The organism is Streptomyces sp. NPDC001100, assembly GCF_053598575.1.
This window is the reverse complement of sequence record NZ_JBSFKO010000005.1, coordinates 207151-227524: the sequence shown is the minus strand read 5'-3', so window position 1 is coordinate 227524 and position 20374 is coordinate 207151. Positions and strand designations below refer to the sequence as shown.

The window sequence follows — 20374 nt, the reverse complement described above, 5'->3', positions numbered from 1 at the left end:
TCAGGTGTCGTATTCCTGGATGCGCCGCCCGTGACTCCGGTCGACCAGGGAGGGCAGTCGGTCCCCCAACTCCCGTACGACGGAGGGCACATCGAGGGTCAGCAGCTCGCGGTCGCGCATCAGGACGCGGCCGTCGACGATCGTGGTGCGGACGTCGGCGGAGCGGGCGCTGTGCACGAGGGTGGCGGCGAGGTCGTGGACGGGCTGGGTGTGCGGTCCGGTGAGGTCGACCAGGACGATGTCGGCCCGGCGGCCCGGTGCGACGGACCCGATCGAGTCCCCCAGTCCGACCGCCCGGGCACTCTGGAGGGTGGCGTGATGCAGCGCCTGACGGGACGTCAGCCAGCGCGGGTCGCCCTCGGTCGACTTCTGGACGAGGGACGTGAGGGCCATCGACTCCCAGACATCGAGGGAGTTGTTGGAGGCGGCGCCGTCCGTGGCGAGTCCGACCGGGATGCCGATGGCGCGCAGGGCGCGGATCGGAGTGGTGTCGGGCCAGCCGAACTTGAGGTATCCGCGGGGTGCGGTGGCGACCGCGACACGGCCGCTCGCGCGCTCCAGGACGGGCAGGTCGCGGTCGGTGATGCCGGTGCCGTGGGCGATGAGCAGGTCGGTGGCCAACAGGCCCGCGCGGTCGAGGACTTCGATCGGTGTGACGCCGTGGCGGGCGAGGCTGGTGTCGGTCTGGTCGCGGTTCTCGGCCGCGTGGAGGTGGACGGGGAGGCCGTGTTCCAGGGCGAGTTCGGCGGTGGCGGCGAGGTCGGCGTCGGTCACCGTGTAGGGGGCGTGCGGGGCGAGGGCGGTGGTGATGCGGCCGTCGGCCGCGCCGCGGTGCCGTAGCGCGAACTCCAGTGACTTCTCCCGGCCTTGAGGTCCCTGGGAGGAGAAGTAGGCCTCGCCGAGATGGGCGCGGATCCCGCACTCGGCGACCACGGCGGCGACCGTGTCCATCGAGAAGTAGTGGTCGGCGAAGCAGGTGACCCCGGCGCGGATCATCTCGGCACAGGCGAGCCGCGCCCCCAACTCGACATCTTTTCGGGTGAGGTTGGACTCGACGGGCCAGACGACGTCGTTGAACCACTCGTCGGTGGGCAGGTCCTCGGCGAGCCCGCGCAGGGCGACCATCGGCGCGTGGGTGTGGCAGTTGATCAGCCCCGGCAGGGCGACCTGCCCGCGCGCGTCGAGACGTTCGACGGCGGCCAGGCCGGCCACGTCCGCCGCGCTCGTCACCGACGCGACGAGCCCGTCCCGTACAACGATCGCGGCGTCCTGCGCGAAGCCGACGCGCTCCTCGTCGTCGTGCACGAGGACGGCGCAGCCGGTGATCAGCAGGTCTGCGGGAGAGTCACTCACTCTCCCAACGTACGGCGTCGTCCTCGCCCCGGGTGAGCCGAACCACGCATCCCGGCGTGGCGCTGTCGCAAGCCGCCCCGGACCAGCACGCTTGCCTCATAAGGCGTCATAGGACTTCTGGTCCGAGACTTCTGGTCCAAGGCTTCTGGAAGGAGCCCGGCATGCTCCTCGGCACCTGGAATCTGGAGAACCTGTACCGTCCCGGCGGCCCGTTCGGCCCCAAGGACAAGGCCGCCTACGAGGCGAAGCTCGCCTCCCTCGCCGCCGTCATCACGGAACTGGACCCGGCCCTGCTGGGCGTGCAGGAGGTCGGGGAACCCGAGGCACTGCAGGATCTGGCCGGGATGCTGGCCGGCGAGTGGCACATCGCCCTGTCCGCGCACCCGGACGTCCGGGGCATCCGGGTCGGCTTCCTCAGCCGTACGGAACCCCGGGTCGTCGCCGACACGAACGCGTTCCCCGCTCAGCTGCGCCCGGTGCAGTCCGACGACTCGGGCGCCGAGGAGTCGGCCACCGGGCGCGGCCTGCTGGCGGTGGAGGTCACGACGGCGACCGGCCCGCTGACGGTGGCGGTCGCCCATCTGAAGTCGAAGCTGCTGACCTACCCGGGGGACCGTTTCTTCCCCCACGACGAGGGCGAACGGGCCCGCTACGGCGCCTACGCCCTCTACCGCAGGGCCGCCGAGGCGGCGACGCTGCGCGCGCTGGCCGACGAACTGCTGGCCGGTGACGGCCGTACCCGGGACGTTGCGGTGCTCGGCGACATGAACGACGAGGTGCAGGCGGCCACCACACAGATCCTGCTCGGGCCGCCCGGCTCGGAGATCGGCACGCCCGGCTACGACCACCCGGACCAGGGAGACGCGGTCCGGCTGTGGGACGTGGCCCCGCTCATCCCGGCCGACCAGCGCTACTCCCGCATCAACTCCGGGCGCCGCGAACTGATCGACCACATTCTGGCCAGCCATCACCTGGTGCACCGGGTGACGGCGGCGGGGACGGGACTGCCCGGCGCAGAAGCACCCCAACTGCCGTCCGTGGGACCGGATCCGGCGGCGCGGCGCGAGGCGCCGGGGTCGGACCACGCACCCGTGTGGGTGCGAGTGGAGTAGCTACCGGCTATACGGCGACGGGGAGTTCGATGGCGCGCAGCCCGACCCGCCCGCGCCCCCGCTCGAACTCCTCCAGCAGTGCGGTGAGTTGCTCGATGTGCCGGCGGGTGAGCCGCCCCGTGTCGTCGAGGTGGACGGCGCAGGCGGTGGTGGTGTCGACGAGCCGTTCGAGGACGGCGGCGACCTCGTCGGTGCCCTCCGTGTGCCGGGCGAGGGCGGGGAGTTCGGCGGCCGAGACGGCGATGGCGCCACGGGCCTCGGCGAGCGTGCGGTAGGCCTCGCGGCGCAGGGTCCAGCGCTCGGCGCGGTCGCCCGACTCGCTCAGCACGTGCACCAGGTAGGCGTGCGCGGCCTCGCCGGCGGCCGCGAGCCGCGCCCGCACTCCCCCACCGCGCTTCCCGGGCATCGGCAGATGGCCGACGATCAGCACGATCGCGCAGGCCATCAGCGTCTCCGCGATCCGGCCGGCGGAGGCCTGCGGTTCCCCGCCGACCATCACGAGCGAGAGCACGAGAACGGTGACGACGGCGGTCTGCGCGGCGAAGTGCCGGGTGGCGACCGGGATGAGCGCCCCGCTGAGCGCCACGAGCGCGACGAGCCCCTCGGGCCGGGGCAGCACGGCGGCGAACCCGGCGAAGAGCAGCGCCCCCAGCACGGTCCCCGCCGCCCGGCTCAGCGCCCGGGAGGCGAGCGGTCCGAGGTCGGGCTTGACGAGGAAGACGGCGGTGGCGGGCAGCCAGTACCAGTGCTCGTGCAGCCCGTACCAGCGGGCCCGGTGCAGGGCCTGGGCGACCGCGACACTGGCCCCGAAGCAGAGAGCGACCCGGAAGCCGTACTCGCGCCCTCCAGCGCCAAATGCCCTACGGAACAGATCAGTTGTGGTCCTCCGGCGGGTGTGCAGATCGCTCCCCTCCGCCTGGTCGAAGGCGTCGGCGGCGTGCAGCAGGGCGTCGTCGAGGGCGCGCAGCGCGGGCGCGGAACGGTTCGGGGCGGGCAGCGGCCCGGTGTGCGCGTTGTCGCGCACGGCGGCTGCGAGCCGACGCGGCCCCTCACCCACCCGGGCCGGCACCGCCTCCCCCGCCCAGGCGAGCGCGGTCGCGGCCTCGGCGAGCGGCAGCGCGGCGGCGTACTGCCCGTGCAGTCGCCGCTCGGCCGCGGAACTGGCGTACCGCCGCAGCCGGGGCCCCGCGAGGGCGTCCTGCGCGTGATCGAGAGCGGCGGTGAGCGCGGCGCGCCGGGCCGTCGCCTCCGGACCGCCGGTGGCGTCGAGGAGCGCGGCGATCGCGTCGTAGACGGCGGCTACGGCGTCCCGCTCGCCGTCGAAGCGGTAGTCGCCGGCGATCGCGCCGGGTGTGGGCAGCGCCAGCCGCAGCCCGACCAGCCAGGCGGCCCCGGCGAGAAAGGCGAGCGCCCGCTGCCAGCCCGGTTCGGGCACGGGCATCCCGGCGCCGATGGCGGAGGCGACGAGCAGCTGCGTACCGGCACCGGACGCGACCGGCCCGATGGCGCTGAACCCGCCGGCGACCAGCCCGATCCCGGTGAGGAGCAGCGTCAGCACGACAGCCCCGACGTGCTCCCCTGCGTACGTCCCGACCAGCAGCCCCGCGCCACCCGCCAGCGCGGGCCCACCGAGCCGCTTGACGGAGGCCCGCCGGCTGCCGGGCCGGTCGTTGATCCCGGCGAGCATCGCCCCGAGCGCGGCCAGCACGCCAAGAGACGTCCTGTCGACGAGTACCGCGAGGAGGAGAAGCGGCCCGGCGGACAGCGCCCCCCGCGTGACCGCGCTCCAGGGAACCGGCCCGCGCTGGGCGCGGAGCGTGTGGGCGAGCCAGGGCGGAAGGGACAGTGCGACGGTACGTCGGGACACGGAGCTCCTGTCGTGACGAGGGCGGGGTGTGCCTTCGGGCGACGGTGGCCGGGGCGGAGACTGGGGCTGTGCCTCCACGGTAGTCCGGGGACTTGCGCGGAACGGGCCGGTGGTATTTCGGGGGTGTGAAGGTTGGCCGTAGGGGCGCTTTCTTTATGAACGCAACGCCCGGAACACAGCTTCCGCCGCCTTGGTGCGCGCGGCGCCCGGAGCACAGCTTCCGCCGCCTTGGTGCGCGCGGCGCCCGGAACACAGCTTCCGTCCGTGTCCTTGGTGCGAGCAGTGCCTGGAACACAGCTTCCGCCGCCTTGGTGCGAGAAGCGCCTGGAGAGTGGCTTCCGCTTCTCTACGCGCGCAACGCCCCGAGAACGGCTTCCGCGGCGGAGACCGCGTGCGTGAGCGCCTCCGGATCCGGGCGCAGCCCCGCCACGATGTCGTCGAAGCGCCGCAGCCCGGCCCGCTCCAGCAGCCGCTTCTCGTTCGTCACCCACTCCCCCCGGCCCGCCAGCACTCCGTGCCCGGCCTGCGCGGCGGCCACGGCGAGCGCGCCGGCGACCTCGGTGAGGCGGCCCTTCGGGGCGTGGTTGTCCCGCGCGTACGCGAGGGTGGCGCGGGCGGTGCCGTGCCAGCGGTCGGCGGCGGAGCGCCGCAGCTTCTCGGGATAGCTGTCGGGGCGGGGCAGTTCACCCCGCAGCACACGGTTGACCGCGAGTTCGGCGACCACGAGGTAGCTGGGGATTCCGGCGAGATGGAACAGCAACGGCTCCACCCGGAAACGTCCTTGCTCCGCCTCCGCCAACTCCCCTTCCACCACGTCGAGATCGCGGTAGTGCACGTCGACGCGCCGCCCGTCGATCGCGAGCCAGGCACCCCCGTTGAAGACCCCACCGCCCCACCCGCCGACCTCGGAGACCTCACCGTCCCAGCCGAGGGCTCGGAGATCGGCCGGGTCGAACGGACCGCGGTAGTAGACCGCCAAGTCCCAGTCGCTGTCGGGGCGGTGGGTGCCCTGGGCGCGGGAACCGCCGAGAGCGACGGCCTGGACGGCCGGCAACTCGGCGAGCAGGTCCGCGACTCCGCCGAGGAACGTCTCATCGTCCATGATCACTGAACGTACCCCATGCCCTGTGCGTCCGGCTCCGGAGGCAGCTGTCCCCAGCCGCGGCTCTCCCTGTGCGCCACCAACGCGGTGCCACCCGCCGACGCGGGTGCGGACAGCTTCGCGTCCACCGGGTCCAGCCCTTTTCCGAGGTGTCAGGAAGCGGGCTTGTCGGTCGAGGAGGACTCCTTGCGCTTCCCGTTCGGCTGGTGGGTGAAGACGGCCAGGTGCCACACGCCCTTCTCCCGCGTCACGGTGAAGGTGTCACTCAGAGACTTGCCCGCCCCGGCGTCGGCCAGAAGGCGAGCCGACCCGGTGTCAGGACCCATGTCGTGACCGATCCGGACATCCTTGATCTTCCACTCCTGCCCACCTCGGTCCTTGAGGATCTGCGCGGCCTCCTGTCGCGACCAGCTCTCGTCCTCGACCCCGCCGACCTTGATCAGACCGGTGGCGCTGCGGGAGTTGAGGGCGTCCACGTAGGCCTCGACGGCCTGGCGCGCCCCGTCGGTGCTCCGGCGCCGGCTCTGCGCGGCCATCACCGAGGCGTACCCACTCCTTGCGCAGGAGTGCGAACGGCGGCTGTCCGAAAGGGAGTTCGGTCCGCCTCCGGAACAGGTGGAGGAGTAATTCGGATGCGGGACCGTCGTCCACGTGATCCGCTGACGTCCCGCAGGGCGAAGCCCGCCGCCGACCCCCACCCCTGGGAGACCTCGTGCTCGAACGTGTCACCGTCCCCGGCCTCTTCCCACCGCCCATGTACTCCCACGCCACCGTCGTAGAGGCCGGTACGAAGCTCGCCCTGCTCGCCGGGGCCGTGCCGCTCGACGCCGACGGCAATGTGGTCGGCGAGGGGGACCCGGTGCGGCAGGCCGAGCAGGTGCTCGTGAATCTGGGTGAGCAACTGCGGGCCGTCGGCAGCGACTTGGGACATGTCGTGGCGACGGACGTGTACGTCGTGAGTAGTGAGCCCTCGGCGCTGTCCGCCGTGTGGGAAGTGGTCCGGGCGTCCGGGCTGAGCGTGGGGCCGCACTCGTCCACGCTCGTCGGTGTGGCCTGCCTCGGGTACACCGGGCAGCTCGTGGAGATCACGGCGACAGCCGTCGTACCGCCCGCACCGGCGGAGGTGGCTCAGCCGTGAACTCCGGCCCGGAGACCGTCGTCACGCTCCGCCGGGCGACCGCTCCCGACGCCCGCTCCGTCGCCGACGTGTGGCTGCGGTCCTTCGCCGCCGCGCTGCCGACCGTTGTGAGCCCGCGGTCCGCCGACGACGTGCGCGAGTACTTCCGGGATGTCGTCGTGCCGTTGCGCGAGGTGTGGGTGGCCGATGCGGGGGACGGTGGCGGAGTCGTGGGGCTGATGGTGCTCAACGGTGATCTGCTGTCGCAGCTCTACCTCGATCCGGACTGGCGCGGGCGCGGCCTCGGGGATCGGTTCGTGGAACTGGCCAAGGAGCGGAGTCCGGGGGGCCTGCAGCTGTGGACCTTCCAGGTCAACAAGCCCGCCCACCGGTTCTACGAGCGGCACGGCTTCGTCGCCGTCGAGTCCACGGACGGCAGCGGCAACGAAGAACGGGAGCCGGATGTGCGGTTCGTGTGGGAGCCCAAGTCCTAGGTCAAGGGCCTGCGTTGCGGGCCAGTTCCAAGGCGTACGACGGCCACCACTGGCCCGCTGCCGGGCCGCCCCGGCAGGTGCCGTCGGACTCGCCGGGGCGTTTGATCCACAGGTAGGCGTCGAGAAGGGGGTTGTCCGTGCGGGTCGTCGGCGGGGTGCCCAGTGCGCGGCCGGGCGGGTTGCACCACGCGTCGGTGCCGGCGTAGGGGCCGTTGCCGTTGCGGCTGGTGTCGATGACGTAGTGCGTGCCGGCGAGATCCTTGGAGAGCTGGTCGCCGTACGCCGAACTCGCCTTGTTCGTCTGGAAGTTGGCGACGTTCAGGGCGACCCCGTCAGCACGGGCGACCCCGGACGCCTTCAGCGCGTCGACCAGTCGCCAGGCCTCGGGGATCCAGCCGGAGTTGCCCGCGTCGAGGTAGACGTGGGTGCGAGGTTGGCGTTCGAGGCGGTCGACGGCGTACGCGAGCAGGGCGTAGCGGTCGTTCGCCACGACCCGGGTGCAGCCGGCGACCACCTGGGCGACGGCGTCCGGTTCGACGACGACGTAGGCGCCCCGGTCGCCGAGGGCGGTCGCGAACTCGTCGATCCAGGTGCGGTAGGCAGCCGCGGTGGGGGCGCCGCCGAGCGAGTACTGGCCGCAGTCGCGGTTCGGGATGTAGTACGCCACGAGTACGGCGAGGCGGCCCGCGCGGGCCGCGGCGGTGGTGCGCGCGCGGACGACCGGGCCGGGATCGGGTCCGTTGAGCCACTCGGCCTCGGGTCTGGCGGCGATGCGGTCCATCAGGGTGGCGTCGGCCGTTCGGCCGTCCTCGCGCCAGATGGCCGCCTGTCGCGCGGCCGGGGAGTCGGGGGTGGTCCAGAAGGGTTCCGGTACGTCGCGGGTCGCCCCGGCGCAGCAGAGTCCCGCGAGGAGCGTGGCGAGGAGTGCTCGCTGTACCGGCGTGGGCAAGGGAGGCTCTCCGTTCCTGCCGGTGGGGACTTGTCCTTCCGGGAGTTTGCGGGGCACGCGTCAACGAGTCGCCGTGGCGTCGGTCAGGTCGCTGCGAGATCACCCCTATGGATGCGCTGTCGGGAGTGCCGCCATGTGTCGATTGGCGGGTGCGGCGCCGTCGTGGCTTGTCGCGCCCACGCGGCGGAGCCACAAATCGATACAGCCCCGCGCCCCTATCGGGGCGCTTCACCCCAGGTCCGCCTCTTGGGCACCGGTCTCCCATAACTCCCCGCCCTGCTCGTCCTCAGCCCCAGTCCGACCAGCGACTCCGCCAGCTTCACCGCCGCGCCGACCCCGTCCACGACCGGCAGCCCCAGCTTCTCCCCCACCGCCCGCTGCAGTCCCGTCATCCCGGCGCAGCCCAGCACCAGTACCTCGGCGCCGGCCGCCCGCGCCCGTTCCGCCGCCGTGAGGAACGCCGCCTCCGTGCGGGCCTCGTCACCGCCCAGGTCCAGGACGCCGAGCCCCGTGCCCACGACCGCCGCGCAGTTGCGGCCCACCCCCGCCAACTCCAGGCTGTCCTCGATCTGGCCGCACGAGCGTTCCAGCGTGGTGACGACGCCGTAGCGGCGGCCCAGCAGGCAGGCCAGATGGGCGGCCGCCTCGGTGATGTCGACGACCGGTACGTCCACCAACTCCCGGACGCCTTCCCGCCCGTGCTCCCCGAAACCGGCCATGACGACCGCGTCGTAGGACGGGCCGTCGTATGTCCGCAGCAGGTCCATGACGGCCGCCGCCGAGAGGTAGCTGTCGAGCCAGCCCTCTGCCGACTCCGGTCCCCACGCGGGGGTCAGTCCGGTCACGGTGGTGCCCGGGCCTGCGGCGGCCCGGGCACCTCGTACGATCTCCTCGGTCATCTCCTGCGTGGTGTTGCAGTTGGTGACGACGATGCGCACTCCGCTCAGACCTCCACCGGCTTGAGGGCGGGTTCGGCGGCGGCTCGCTCGGAGCGGCAGATCAGCAGGTACAGGCAGGCGCCGAGTGCCGTGCCGATGAACCAGGAGTACGGAGCGACATCGCTGAACGTCTTCACGAGTGCGAGGACGGCCGCGACGCCCGCCGAGGGCAGGAACGCCCACAGGGCCTTGGGGTTGACGCCCTTGCGGTAGTAGTAGCGGGAGCCGGGGGTCGCGTCGAAGAGTTCGTCGACGTCGATACGGCCGCGCTTCACCCAGTAGTAGTCGACCATGATCACGCCGAACAGCGGGCCCAGGAAGGCGCCGAGGCCGCCGAGGAAGTAGTTGACGACCGTGGGGTTCGAGAAGAGGTTCCACGGAGTGACGACCAGTGCGGCGACCGTGCTGATCATGCCGCCGATCCTGAAGGTGATCTTCTGCGGCCAGACGTTGGCCAGGTCGTACGCCGGTGAGACGAAGTTGGCGACGATGTTGACGCCCATGGTGGCGACGGCAAACGTGAACGCACCCAGCACCATCACCCAGGTGTTGCCGACCTTGGCGACCAACTCGGCCGGGTCGGTGATGGCTTGGCCCCAGACCTCGAGGGAGCCGGCCGTGACGATCACCGAAACGACCACGAAGGCCGTGGAGTTGATGGGCAGGCCCCAGAAGTTGCCGCGGCGGACGGTCTTGTAGTCGGGCGCGAAGCGGGAGAAGTCGCAGAAGTTGAGCATCAGCGTGCCGTAGGTGGCGAGGATCAGGCCGATCGCTCCGAACCACTGGCGCCACTGCTCGCCGAACGAGACCGGGTGCGGGGTGGAGGTGAGCGAGATCGACCAACCGGCCTTCGCCAGCACCCAGATGGCCAGCGCGATCATCACGAGCCAGATCGCCGGGCCGCAGAAGTCCTGGAACTTCCGTACGGACTCCATGCCCTGACTGATGATCACCGCCTGGATCAGCCACAGGGACACGAAGGAGACCCAGCCGAGGGCGTCAAGTCCCAGGAAGGAGTGGTGAGTCCAGGAGTCGAGGCCCGGCCAGGCGGCGAGCAGCATCACATTGACGGCGACGGAGGCCAGGTAGGTCTGGATGCCGTACCACATGATGGCGATCACGGCTCGGATGAGGGCCGGGATGTTGGCGCCCCACACGCCGAAGCTGATGCGGCTGACGACCGGGAACGGGACGCCGTGCGCCTGTCCGATCCTCCCCATCCAGTTCATGCCGACGTAGATGAGCACGAAGCCGACGAGGAGGGAGGTGAAGACCTGCCAGACGTTCATGCCGAGGACGAGCAGGCCCGCGGCGAAGGTGTAGTTGCCGAGGTTGTGGACGTCCGACATCCACATGGCGAAGAGGTCGAAGACCTTCCAGTTGCGCTTGTCGGCGGGGGCGAGGTCTTCGTTGGTGAGCCGGGGGTCGGGGACGAACGCTGGGGTGCCGGTGGCTTCGGCACGGTCGGCGAGGGACACGGGGCCTCCAGGACGGGGACGGAGGAGCTGGGAGGGGTGGGGGGTGGAGAGGCGGGGGCGGAGGGACGGGAGAAGGGTGGGCAGGATGGCTACCGATGTCTTTTGGTATACCAAACTGCCGTCATGGTCCCCCCGTCAACCGTTCCGGCCGATGTCCCCACTGTTAACGCTCCGTAAAAGACCCCCGGAGTCGGCGAAGATGGCCCCATGAGCTCCATGACAGCGAAGATCGAACCCCTCGGGGCGGTGCGCGAACGCGTCCTGGCGACCCTGCGACAGGACATCATCGCCGGTCGCCTCCGTCCCGGAGACCGGCTGGTGGAGCGCGAGCTGGCCGAACGCTTCGGGGTCTCGCGGGTGCCGGTCCGGGAGGCGATCCGGGCCCTGGTCGCGGAGGGCTTCGTCCTGTTCGAGTCGGCGCGCCGTACGGTCGTACGACGACTGACCCCGACCGACGTCAAGGAGCTGTTCGAGCTGCGCGAGGCGCTGGAGGTGTACGCGGCCGGGCTCGCCGCGTCCCGCGCCACTCCTCAAGCACTCGCCGAACTACGGGAGTTGCTCGACAGCGCGGCGGAAGCCACCAGGTCCGACGACGCGGAGGCGATCACCGACGTCAACACCCGCTTCCACGACCGGATTCTGTCCCTGGCCGGCAACAGCCTGCTGATCTCGGTCATGGAACCGGTCGACGGCCGGCTGCGCTGGCTCACCCGGCAGAACGAGGAGTGGCCCCAACTCCTCACCGAGCACGAGGAGTTGTACGAGGCGATCGCCTCGGGCGACCCGGACCGGGCCCGCTCCCACGCCCTCAGCCACGTCCAGGCGAACTACCGCTCCACGGTGCGGCACCTTTTCGGTGACGAGCCGGACTAGCCGTCCAACTGGGCTATCGACGGGCGTACTTGTCCGTCGCCGCCACCAGTGCCTCCACGACACCGGGCGAACTCACGTCGTGCCCGGCCTCGTCCACGATCACCAACTCGCTCTCGGGCCAGGCGTGTTGAAGCCGCCAGACGATACCGAGCAGGTTGCCGAGGTCGAGGCTGCCCTGAACCAGGGTTCCGGGGATGCCCTTGAGCAGGTGCGCGTCCCGGAGCACGACACCCTCGTCGTTGCCCTCGCCGAGAAAGTGGTCGTTGCCGAAGTAGTGCGTGACGGTGCGGGCGAAGCACATCCTGAACTCCGGGTCCTCGTACCGCTTTTCGGAACGCGGCGGCGCCGGGATGATCGCCGTCTCCCAGTCGGTCCACGCGCGAGCCGCCCGCTCCCGCACCGCCCTGTCCGGGGACTCGATGAGCCGGTTGTAGGCGGCGGCGAGGTTCCCGTCGCGTTCCCCCGCGGGCAGTTCACCTAGGAACCGCTCGAACGCCTCCGGGAAGAGTTTCCCAAGTCCCCTGGTCAGCAAGGTCACTTCGGCGTTCGAACCGGTGGCGACACAGGTCAGCACCAGCTCCGACACCGCTTCGGGATGGGTCTGCGCGTACCGCAGTCCGAGCACCGAGCCCCAGGACGCGCCCCGCACCAGCCATCGCTCGATCCCCAGGTGCCGTCGCAGCAGCTCCAGATCGGCGATCAGGTGAGCCGTCGTGTTCACGCTCATGTCGGTGTCGTAGGCGCTCGCGTGCGGGGTGGAGCGTCCGCACCCGCGCTGGTCGAGCAGCACGATCCGGTAGGCGGCGGGGTCGAAGAAGCGCCGGGGGTAAGGCGAACAGCCCGATCCCGGGCCGCCGTGCAGCACGACCGCGGGCTTGCCGTGCGGGTTTCCGCAGGTCTCCCAGTAGACGAGGTTGCCGTCTCCGACGTCGAGCATGCCGTGGTCGTACGGTTCGATCTCCGGATACAGGCCCATCCGGCGACCGTAACGCCCGCCGCGACCGGCCTGCCACCGGTTATCGCGCGACCGGCAGCCCCGCCGCCCCGGCCGCCGTGCGCAGCACGTCCCGCAGCATCGCGGGGGTGAGCTTCCCGGTGAAGGTGTTGCGCTGGCTGACGTGGAAGCAGCCGAAGAGGTCGAGGCCGTCGAGCGCCACCCGCATCCCGTGCCCGAACGCCGGTCGCGGCTTCGGCACGGCCCACCCCGCAGCCGCGAACGCGGGCAACGCGGCCTGCCAGCCGAACCCGCCGAGCACGATCGCGGCCTTCAACGTCGGCCGCAGCAGCGTCAGTTCCTCGACGAGCCAGGAGCGGCAGGTGTCCCGCTCCTCGGGGGTGGGCTTGTTGGCGGGCGGTGCGCAGCGCACCGGCGAGGTGATGCGCACGCCGTACAGCTCCAGGCCGTCGTCGGCACTCACGGCGGTCGGCTGCGAGGCGAGACCCACGTCGTAGAGGGCCTCGTACAGTACGTCCCCGGAGCGATCGCCCGTGAACATGCGGCCGGTCCGGTTCGCGCCGTGCGCGGCCGGAGCGAGGCCGATGATCAGCAGGGGTGCGTCGGCGGGACCGAAGCCGGGTACCGGGCGGCCCCAGTACGTCCAGTCGGCGAAGGCCGCGCGTTTGGTGCGGGCGACCTCCTCGCGCCAGGCGACCAGCCGGGGACAGGCCCGGCAGCCGGTGATCCCGCGATCGAGGTCGGACAGGTTCATCCCCTCACCGTACGGGCTCCGGCGATCACCGCACGGGCTCCGGTGCGAACCGGGTGCCGAGCACCGGGCAGCCGCGGATCACGCTGCCCGGCAGCGTCGGCGACTGCCACTGCCCGCTGTCCCCCGGGGACTAAAATCGCGGCATGGCTTCCGAGGGCGTGCACGAGAGCGACGACGTGAGCGACGAGACCGACGACCGTCGCCCTGCACCCGAACCGCGGGGCGATGCCGTGGCCGCCGCCGTCGCCGCCGGTCCCTCGAACGGCGAGAGTGTCCGCGTCGACAGCTGGATCTGGTCCGTCCGTCTGGTCAAGACCCGCTCCATGGGCGCCGCGGCCTGCAAGGGCGGCCACGTCCGTGTCAACGGCGAGCGGGTGAAGCCCGCGCACTCCGTCCGCGTCGGCGACGAGGTGCGGCTGCGCCACGAGGGCCGGGAACGGGTCGTCGTCGTGAAGCGCGTCATCCGCAAGCGGGTCGGCGCTCCCGTCGCCGCCGAGTGTTATGTGGACAACTCCCCGCCGCCCCCGCCCCGCGAGACCGTGGCACCGGCCGGTATCCGCGACCGCGGCACCGGCCGCCCCACCAAGCGCGACCGCCGCGAGCTGGAACGGCTGCGCGATCTGCCCAACCCCGGCACCGGTCCCGACGCGCACCGCGACACACATCGCGGCGCACACCGGGGCACGCAACGGTGACATCCGGTCCGGCCCCCTGGGCCCACCGGATGCCACCGTCGCCCTGCGCTCGGATCACATCCGTCGTCGCAGCGGTCGCAGGAGGCGGAGCAGCCGCAGCAGCTCCGCGTTCTGCCCTCGCCGTGCCCAGGCGATCAGGCCCAGCGGGATGATCAGGATCAGCGGTGTCGCCGCGTTCTGACCGTGGAACGCGGTCAGCTGCACGACGAAGGCACCCACCATCAGCGCGCTGAGCGCCGTCGCCGCCACCGACTGCAGCAGCGGGACCAACAGGGCGACGGCCCCGGACAGTTCGAGCGCGCCGATGGTGTACATGGCCCCACTCCCCCATCCGATCCGGTCGAAGGACTCCACGGCCGACGGGTGCGCGATCAGCTTGGGCAGCGCGCTCGCGATGCCGTAGAACAGGGCCAGCAGCACCTGCAAGCCACGCAGCGCGATCCGGGCTCGGCGACCTCGGGCGCTCGCGGACGCGACCGGAGAGGCAGAGGCGGAGGCAACGGTCTGGGACATGGGGTTCTCCTGAGGGAAGCGGTCCGTGTTGCTGTCACAGAGGTAGACCGGCCTCCACCGGAGAACTCATCGCTGCCGTACGGGACTTCCCCATCCGTCCATACGTCCGAGCGTCCGTCCGTCAGCCCATCGGCACCGCCCGCACCCACACCCGGTCCGGTGTCAGATAGCTGTCCACCTTGAGTCCCGCCTCCGCGAGCGCCTCCTCGAACTGGTCCTTCGTCAACGGCCGGGACCGGAACGTCTGGGTCCAGACCGCGTCGGGGAACACATACTCCGCGCGCACCGAGTTGGCCCCGTCCCCGACCGGTTCCGCCGACACGATCCGCGCGGTGAAGCCACTGGGGTCGACCCGCTCGCGTGGCACGTTCGAGTGGTAGTCCTCGCCCTCCCGCTGGATCAGCACACAGCCGCCCGCCGCGACGTGCCGTACACAGGTGCGCAGCAGTCTGCGCCGCACTTCCTCGTCCCAGGCGTGCACCAGGAACGACGCCAGCATTACGACGTCGAAGGTCTCGCCCAGGTCGAGGTTCTCGATCGGACTGCATATCGTGCGTGTGCCCCGGACCCGCTCCAGCATCTCGGCGGACTCGTCGACCGCCGTGACCTCGAATCCGCGCTCCAGGAGGGGACGGGTCACCCGTCCCACCCCGCTGCCCAGCTCCAGAATGCGCGCGCCCGCCGGTACGGCCGTCACGATGATGTCCGGCTCCGCTCCCACGGGCAGCCGTGAGTACAGCTCCACCGCGCAGCCGTCCGGGGTGATCGCCCCGGGTCCTGTCCCCTCGTACCCCTCACGCATTTCGATTCGCATGCCCGCCCAACGGCCCGTGCCCGCACGCCCGTTCCCGACTCGCACTGGTTCACCCGTACGAGTCAATTCCCTTTGGAGAGGCAACCGTTGGGGCGGCAGCCGTTGAAACAGAACCCTCCGGATCCGGTTGGCGGCCCGGGCTCAGAGCGGGAACCAGCCGTGCCCGAGATACCAGTGCCCGCCCGCCCGCAGATGATCGCCGACGACCCGCTCCACGGACGTACGCCGAGGCAGCGTCGCCACCGGCAGACCGGAGTTGCCGAAGACGAACTGGACGGGATCGCCGTCGGCCGGCTCCGTGTCGTCGTAGGCCACCCGGAACCGTTCCTGGAAGTGGACGATGTTCGAGTCGGCCGGGAGGTGTTGCTTCAACTGCCGGTCCAGCAGCCAGGAGTGGCAGACCGCGACCGCGTGGCGTTCCTCGGGGAAGTGCCGGGCGAAGAAGGGGCGGGCCAGGTCGAGCGAGCGGTCGCAGGCGGCCGGCGAGAGCGGCCCCTGGAAGTCGGGGATGTGCAGGTTCAGGCAGGGTGTCCCCGGCTCGACGTCGAGTCCGGCCGCCGCGAGCCCCCGCGCGGTGCGCTCTCCGAGCCGCGCCCGTTCGTACTGCAGCCGCCCCAGTTGGTACAGCTCGCCGCGGAAGTGCGGGACGAGCCACTGCGGGATCGGCACGCCTCCCCCGCCGTACCGTTTGTGGTTGACCGCGATGTTGCGTCCCAGGTCGGCGAGGGTGTGCCGGGAGACGTCTGCGGGGATGCCCCGTTCGCGGTGGTACGCGCGCGTGGCGGGCAGCGCGGCGACGAACACGTACACGGAGAAGTAGGAACCGATCTCGGGCGGCGCCTCGGGCAGCCGGGCCAGGAGCAGCTCGGTGAGCCGGGGCCAGTGGCCGTGCTCCCCGATCTCCTTCACCAGCGCCTCGACGCACTCCTCCAGGAGCCGCATCGCGTCGGAGTTCCGGGCCAGCACCCGGCGCAGTCGGACCAGTTCGTTGATGTCCTCGTGGGGTACGGCGAGGTCGAGCAGGATCTCGGGCAGTTCCTCGGCGTCCGGCAGCACAGTGCGTTTCCCCTCCCGTCGGGTCTCCTACCTGTGGAGAACGTCCGACCCGAAGAGTACGTTTCAAGAAGGAGTAGTGATCCTGATGCGTACGGGCAGTGAGCCGACGACCGCGCGGAGTCCGCTGCGGGCGCGGTTCTGGCTGAGCGTGTGGGGGCTGGTCTGGACGATCTTCGGCACGGCGGCGTTCGCGCTCGCCGGGCGCCCCGGCTGGGCGGCGGCCTGCGGGGTGCTGTGGCTGGTCGTCACGATCGACATGACCATGATCCTCAGACATATGCGCCAGGGCCCGCACTACCAGCCGGGCCCCGACGTCCCGCCGTACCGGCCGCCGGAACACCGCCATCCCTGACCGGCTCGCGCGCGGGGCCTACCCGTCGAACCGGGCAGCCTTCAGGTACTGCGGCTGGGGATCGAGCGCGGCGGCCAGCCGGAAGTGGCGTTTGGCCTGGGCGGCGCGTCCCTGCCGCTCATAGGTACGGGCGAGCGCGAAGTGCGCGAACGCGTTGTCCGGCTCTCGCTCCAGGACGATGGTGAACTCCAGCTCGGCGGGGCGCAGTTGCGCGGCGGCGAAGAAGGCACGCGCGCGCAGCAGGCGGGCGGCGGTGTTCTCGGGGTGCGCGTCGATGACGTTGTCGAGCAGCTTCACCGCGCCCCGCGGGTCCCGTGCGCCGAGCAGCTGCTCGGCGGCACGGAAGTCGATGACATGCGTCTCCGGAGTACGTCCGGTCGTTCCGCTGTTCTCGGGCACGGCGAATTCCTTCCCTCGCTCGCACGTTTCAACGCCCGATGGAAAGGCCGCTATTCCTGGGGTGGCTGCTGGGGCGCGTGCGCCCTGCGCACGAGTTCGGCCCATACGTCCCGTACGCGCCGCTCCAGCGCCTCCAGGGGTACGTCGTTGTCGATGACGATGTCCGCGATGGCGAGCCGCTTCTCGCGCGTCGCCTGGGCGGCCATACGCGCGCGGGCGTCCTCCTCGGTCATGCCGCGCAGCCGTACCAGCCGGTCGAGCTGTGTCTCGGGGCTCGCGTCGACGACGATCACGAGGTCGTACAGCGCGGCCAGGGCGTTCTCGGCGAGGAGGGGAACGTCGTGGATCACCACCGCGTCGTCGGCCGCGGCGGTTTCGAGCTCGCGGGAGCGTCTGCCGACCAAGGGGTGGACGATCGAGTTGAGGACGGCCAGCTTCTCGGGGTCGGTGAAGACGATGGAGCCCAGCTTCGGCCGGTCCAGGCCGCCGTCCGGGCCGAGCACGTCCTCGCCGAAGGCCTCGACGACCGCCGCGAGCCCGGGAGTTCCGGGCGCCACGACCTCGCGCGCGATGCGGTCGGCGTCGATCAGCACGGCACCGTGCCCGACCAGCAGCCGCGACACTTCACTCTTACCGGCACCGATGCCCCCGGTGAGGCCGACCTTCAGCATGGACAGAAGCCTACGGCCTGTCACTGACAGGCCACCCGGCAACCGGCGACCGCCGACATGTCCGTCAGCTGTCGCCCTCGCGCTCCGCAAGGAAGCGCTCGAACTCCTGCCCGATCTCGTCCGCCGACGGGATCTCGACCGGCTCGGCGAGCATGTTGCCCCGGCTCTCGGCGCCCGCGGCGGCGTCGTACTGGTGCTCAAGACCCTGGACGAGCGCCACGAGTTCCTCGTCGCCCTCCTGGATCTGGCGGTCGATCTCGGTCTGGGTGCGGTGGGCCTCGGTGCGCAGGGAGTGCGCGATGCCGGGGAGGACCAGTCCGGTGCCCGCCGTGATGCCCTCCAGGACGGTCAGGGCCGCGTCCGGGTACGGGGAGCGGGCGATGTAGTGCGGGACGTGCGCGGCGACGCCCAGGACGTCGTGGCCCGCCTCCATGAGGCGGTACTCGACGAGCGCCTCGGCGCTGCCGGGGACCTGCGCCTCTTCGAAGGGGCTGCGGTGGCCCGGGACGAGGTCCGTGCGGTTGCCGTGCGGGGTCAGGCCCACCGGGCGGGTGTGCGGGACGCCCATGGGGATGCCGTGGAAGTTCACGGACAGACGGACACCGAGGCGCTCCACGATCTGCTGGACGGCCAGGGCGAAGCGCTCCCACTCCACGTCCGGCTCGGGGCCCGACAGCAGCAGGAAGGGCGCTCCGGTGGCGTCCTGGACCAGCCGTACGTCGAGGGTGGGCTCCTCGTAGTCGGTCCACCGGTCGCGCTTGAAAGTGAGCAGCGGACGGCGGGCGCGGTAGTCCACGAGCCGGTCGTGGTCGAATCTGGCCACGACCTGGTGGGGCAGAGTGTCGAGCAGCCGTTCGACGATCTGGTCGCCCGTCTCGCCCGCGTCGATGTATCCGTCGAAGTGGTAGAGCATGACAAGACCGGCCGACTCCTGTGCGAGCGCCATGTCGACGACGGCCAGGCCCTTCGGCTCCCATGCGTACAAACCCTGCGGATCAAGCACTGTGACCGCTCCTCCTCGTGTTCGTACTGCACAACGCCCTCCAGGGCATGGGCATTCCCGCCCATGCCCCTGATCAGGCACCTCTTACGGGCTTTTCATGCGCCGCTCCCCTGTGTCACCAGGAGGGCGTCCACGTCACGTGGACAGCACGCGCGCGTGGAGCGCGGTCACGGCCTTGCGGGCGGAGGAGAACGCGCCGTGCTGCCAGGCGTCGGTGTAGCTGAGCCAGTCGCCGGCGAAGTAGACGCGTCCCGTGGGTTCGTTGAGCGGCTTGTAGCGGACGTCGTCGGGGCCGCCCGGGGTGTCGTGCCACGCGGCCTCCAGGTGGGGCGTCTGACGCCAGTGGTGGGAGAACGACGACGCCAGTTCGCTGCGGTACTTCTCCCCGTAGATCTTCACGCCCGCGGCCACCGCCCGCTCCTCACGCCCCTTCGGGGTGAGCTTCGCGTACGAGTCCGCGTCGTCGTCGTAGTTGTAGTACCCGATGAGGACGCCCCGCTCACCATGGAAGCCGTACGAAGGGTGCCAGATGTGGGTGACGTCCTGGTCGGTCTCGGTGATGCCGCCGTAGATCCGGTGATCGAGTTCCCACCAGCGGGACTTGTACTCCAGGCCGATCTTGGCGGCGGACGACGGGGTGATCGCCTCCAGGGCGCTCTGGACGCCGGCTCCGAGGTTGTGCGGGATCTTGGCGAGGATGTTGGGCGGCAGGGCGCCGACGCAGTAGTCGGCCTCGACCATCTTCGTACGGCCTCCCTGGGTGTAGGTGACCGAAACACCGCTCCCCTTGTCGGTGATTTTCGAGACGACCGCTCCGGTGCGGATGCGATGTGCGCCGATCGCCCGGGTCAGCGCCTTCGGTATCTGGTCCATGCCGCCGACCGGCTGGAACATCAACATGGCCTGGTCGAAGCCGAATTCGAAGGAGAAGTAGCGGCCGACACCGCTGGCGAGGACCTCGGAGGCGGTGGGGACGTCGCCGAGCAGCACACCGGGGGTGCCCGCGGCGGCCGGTACGGTCGTGTACCCGCGCCGCTCACCGCCCGTGTACTTCAGCGTGTCGCCCAGCTCTCCCCAGTCCTTCAGGAACTCGACCAGCCGCTCCTGGTCGGTGGCGGTCAACTCCTTGTCCAGGGCGCCCTTGTCGGTGGCCTTGGCGAGCAACTCCGAGACGTAGCCGTAGACATCGGCCTTGGCGGTGCGGTAGCGCTCGGGCTTGGTCATGCCGGCGGACTCGTTGTAGATGTACGCGTCCGCGTTGACGTTGGTGAACACCTGGATGGGGACGCCGAGTTCACGGCAGTAGTCGAGGGTGATCATCCACTGCGGGATCCGCGCGGGACCGCAGTTCATGTAGTGCCCCTCGGCGAAGCGGGCGGTCTGCCGGTTGCCGTAGAGGTCGGTCGTCGTGTCGCCGCCGCGGACGGTGAAGTTGCGGCCTCCCGTACGGTCCCTGGCCTCCAGGATCGTACAGTCGTAGCCGGCCTTGCCCAGTTCGTACGCCGTGGCCAGTCCGGCGATGCCGCCGCCGACGACGACCACCTTGGCCGCGCCGCGCCCGGTGAGCGTGAAGTCGCTCGCGTTCAGGGCGCGGAAGGGCTGCTCCCGCTGGGCGGCCTGCGCGGTGGGGGCGAGCCCGAGGGCCCCCATGGTGGCGAACATGGTGCCCGCGCCACCGGTGAGGCCCACGTTCCGCAGAAAAGCACGTCGGCTCTGGTTGCTTGCCATGGTGCGGCTCCCCTCTCCGATCATGAATGACCGGGGAAGCGTGCCAACGGCCGGTTACGGCACGGCAGTTACTGATGTATCTCACATGTTTCTGCAGGGCCGGGGAAACGGCTGAGGGGCCGCACCTCGAAAGGTGTGGCCCCTCAGTTCA

The 20374-nt window shown here is 71.0% G+C and carries 22 protein-coding genes; 6 read left to right on the top strand and 16 right to left on the bottom strand.

Features of this window, described 5'->3' with window-relative positions; translation table 11 throughout:
• Positions 1-1353 carry an amidohydrolase gene (locus ACWDEW_RS09315; RefSeq protein WP_450511094.1) on the bottom strand — a complete coding sequence of 451 codons (1353 nt, stop codon included), beginning with the start codon at positions 1351-1353 and terminating at the stop codon, positions 1-3.
• A gap of 161 nt (positions 1354-1514) precedes the next feature.
• On the opposite strand from ACWDEW_RS09315, the gene ACWDEW_RS09310 reads away from it, so the two are divergent.
• A complete protein-coding gene (locus ACWDEW_RS09310; RefSeq protein WP_450511092.1) occupies positions 1515-2465 on the top strand; it encodes an endonuclease/exonuclease/phosphatase family protein in 951 nt (316 codons plus the stop codon).
• A 7-nt stretch (positions 2466-2472) separates the two neighbouring features.
• Here ACWDEW_RS09310 and ACWDEW_RS09305 read toward each other — a convergent pair whose 3' ends face one another.
• From ACWDEW_RS09305 to ACWDEW_RS09295, 3 genes are all read right to left on the bottom strand, one after another.
• On the bottom strand, positions 2473-4332 hold the full coding sequence (locus ACWDEW_RS09305) for an FUSC family protein (RefSeq protein WP_450511090.1): 1860 nt from the start codon (positions 4330-4332) through the stop codon (positions 2473-2475).
• A 346-nt stretch (positions 4333-4678) separates the two neighbouring features.
• Positions 4679-5434, bottom strand: a complete 756-nt coding sequence (locus tag ACWDEW_RS09300) for a nucleotidyltransferase domain-containing protein (protein WP_450511088.1) — start codon at positions 5432-5434, stop codon at positions 4679-4681.
• 152 nt (positions 5435-5586) lie between these two features.
• A complete protein-coding gene (locus ACWDEW_RS09295) occupies positions 5587-5970 on the bottom strand; it encodes a hypothetical protein (RefSeq protein ID WP_450511086.1) in 384 nt (127 codons plus the stop codon).
• Positions 5971-6146: 176 nt separating this feature from the next.
• Here ACWDEW_RS09295 and ACWDEW_RS09290 point away from each other — a divergent pair, with 176 nt between their 5' ends.
• Together ACWDEW_RS09290 and ACWDEW_RS09285 are read left to right on the top strand one after the other, a co-directional pair.
• Positions 6147-6572, top strand: a complete 426-nt coding sequence (locus ACWDEW_RS09290; RefSeq protein ID WP_450511084.1) for a RidA family protein — start codon at positions 6147-6149, stop codon at positions 6570-6572.
• On the top strand, positions 6569-7045 hold the full coding sequence (locus tag ACWDEW_RS09285; protein WP_450511083.1) for a GNAT family N-acetyltransferase: 477 nt from the start codon (positions 6569-6571) through the stop codon (positions 7043-7045). Before ACWDEW_RS09290 ends, ACWDEW_RS09285 begins: the two co-directional genes overlap by 4 nt.
• A gap of 1 nt (position 7046) precedes the next feature.
• Here ACWDEW_RS09285 and ACWDEW_RS09280 read toward each other — a convergent pair whose 3' ends face one another.
• From ACWDEW_RS09280 to ACWDEW_RS09270, 3 genes are all read right to left on the bottom strand, one after another.
• Positions 7047-7994: a glycoside hydrolase family 6 protein gene (locus tag ACWDEW_RS09280; RefSeq protein ID WP_450511082.1), complete on the bottom strand. Its 948-nt coding sequence runs from the start codon at positions 7992-7994 to the stop codon at positions 7047-7049.
• A 215-nt stretch (positions 7995-8209) separates the two neighbouring features.
• Complete coding sequence (locus ACWDEW_RS09275) at positions 8210-8932, bottom strand: aspartate/glutamate racemase family protein (protein ID WP_431249868.1); 723 nt, start codon at positions 8930-8932, stop codon at positions 8210-8212.
• Between the two features lie 5 nt (positions 8933-8937).
• Positions 8938-10410: an NCS1 family nucleobase:cation symporter-1 gene (locus ACWDEW_RS09270; protein ID WP_450511080.1), complete on the bottom strand. Its 1473-nt coding sequence runs from the start codon at positions 10408-10410 to the stop codon at positions 8938-8940.
• A 207-nt stretch (positions 10411-10617) separates the two neighbouring features.
• Here ACWDEW_RS09270 and ACWDEW_RS09265 point away from each other — a divergent pair, with 207 nt between their 5' ends.
• Entirely contained in the window at positions 10618-11283 is a 666-nt protein-coding gene (locus ACWDEW_RS09265; protein ID WP_450511078.1) for a GntR family transcriptional regulator, read from the top strand.
• Positions 11284-11296: 13 nt separating this feature from the next.
• Here ACWDEW_RS09265 and pip read toward each other — a convergent pair whose 3' ends face one another.
• A complete protein-coding gene (gene pip / locus ACWDEW_RS09260; RefSeq protein WP_450511076.1) occupies positions 11297-12259 on the bottom strand; it encodes a prolyl aminopeptidase in 963 nt (320 codons plus the stop codon).
• 40 nt (positions 12260-12299) lie between these two features.
• Complete coding sequence (locus ACWDEW_RS09255; protein WP_450511074.1) at positions 12300-12992, bottom strand: uracil-DNA glycosylase; 693 nt, start codon at positions 12990-12992, stop codon at positions 12300-12302.
• A gap of 143 nt (positions 12993-13135) precedes the next feature.
• On the opposite strand from ACWDEW_RS09255, the gene ACWDEW_RS09250 reads away from it, so the two are divergent.
• Positions 13136-13687 carry an RNA-binding S4 domain-containing protein gene (locus ACWDEW_RS09250; protein WP_450511072.1) on the top strand — a complete coding sequence of 184 codons (552 nt, stop codon included), beginning with the start codon at positions 13136-13138 and terminating at the stop codon, positions 13685-13687.
• Positions 13688-13741: 54 nt separating this feature from the next.
• On the opposite strand, the gene ACWDEW_RS09245 is transcribed toward ACWDEW_RS09250, so the two are convergent.
• The 3 genes from ACWDEW_RS09245 to ACWDEW_RS09235 all read right to left on the bottom strand — a co-directional run bounded on the left by ACWDEW_RS09245 (position 13742) and on the right by ACWDEW_RS09235 (position 16070).
• The gene (locus tag ACWDEW_RS09245) at positions 13742-14200 is read right to left on the bottom strand and encodes a DoxX family protein (RefSeq protein ID WP_450511071.1); all 459 of its coding nucleotides are present in this window, start codon (positions 14198-14200) and stop codon (positions 13742-13744) included.
• Positions 14201-14321: 121 nt separating this feature from the next.
• A complete protein-coding gene (locus tag ACWDEW_RS09240; RefSeq protein WP_450511069.1) occupies positions 14322-15002 on the bottom strand; it encodes a class I SAM-dependent methyltransferase in 681 nt (226 codons plus the stop codon).
• 153 nt (positions 15003-15155) lie between these two features.
• Positions 15156-16070: an acyltransferase domain-containing protein gene (locus ACWDEW_RS09235; protein ID WP_450511067.1), complete on the bottom strand. Its 915-nt coding sequence runs from the start codon at positions 16068-16070 to the stop codon at positions 15156-15158.
• An 85-nt stretch (positions 16071-16155) separates the two neighbouring features.
• On the opposite strand from ACWDEW_RS09235, the gene ACWDEW_RS09230 reads away from it, so the two are divergent.
• Positions 16156-16422 (top strand): DUF6343 family protein, encoded by a 267-nt coding sequence (locus ACWDEW_RS09230; RefSeq protein ID WP_403655179.1) that lies wholly within the window; start codon positions 16156-16158, stop codon positions 16420-16422.
• A gap of 18 nt (positions 16423-16440) precedes the next feature.
• Here the strand turns inward: ACWDEW_RS09230 and ACWDEW_RS09225 are convergent, their stop codons facing one another.
• From ACWDEW_RS09225 to ACWDEW_RS09210, 4 genes are all read right to left on the bottom strand, one after another.
• A complete protein-coding gene (locus ACWDEW_RS09225; RefSeq protein WP_450511064.1) occupies positions 16441-16821 on the bottom strand; it encodes a tetratricopeptide repeat protein in 381 nt (126 codons plus the stop codon).
• A gap of 50 nt (positions 16822-16871) precedes the next feature.
• Positions 16872-17492, bottom strand: coding sequence for a dephospho-CoA kinase (gene coaE / locus ACWDEW_RS09220; protein WP_450511062.1), 621 nt, complete (start codon positions 17490-17492; stop codon positions 16872-16874).
• A gap of 64 nt (positions 17493-17556) precedes the next feature.
• Positions 17557-18495, bottom strand: a complete 939-nt coding sequence (locus ACWDEW_RS09215) for a PAC2 family protein (protein ID WP_450511060.1) — start codon at positions 18493-18495, stop codon at positions 17557-17559.
• 135 nt (positions 18496-18630) lie between these two features.
• Positions 18631-20157 carry a flavin monoamine oxidase family protein gene (locus tag ACWDEW_RS09210; protein ID WP_450511390.1) on the bottom strand — a complete coding sequence of 509 codons (1527 nt, stop codon included), beginning with the start codon at positions 20155-20157 and terminating at the stop codon, positions 18631-18633.
• Positions 20158-20374: the final 217 nt, after the last annotated feature.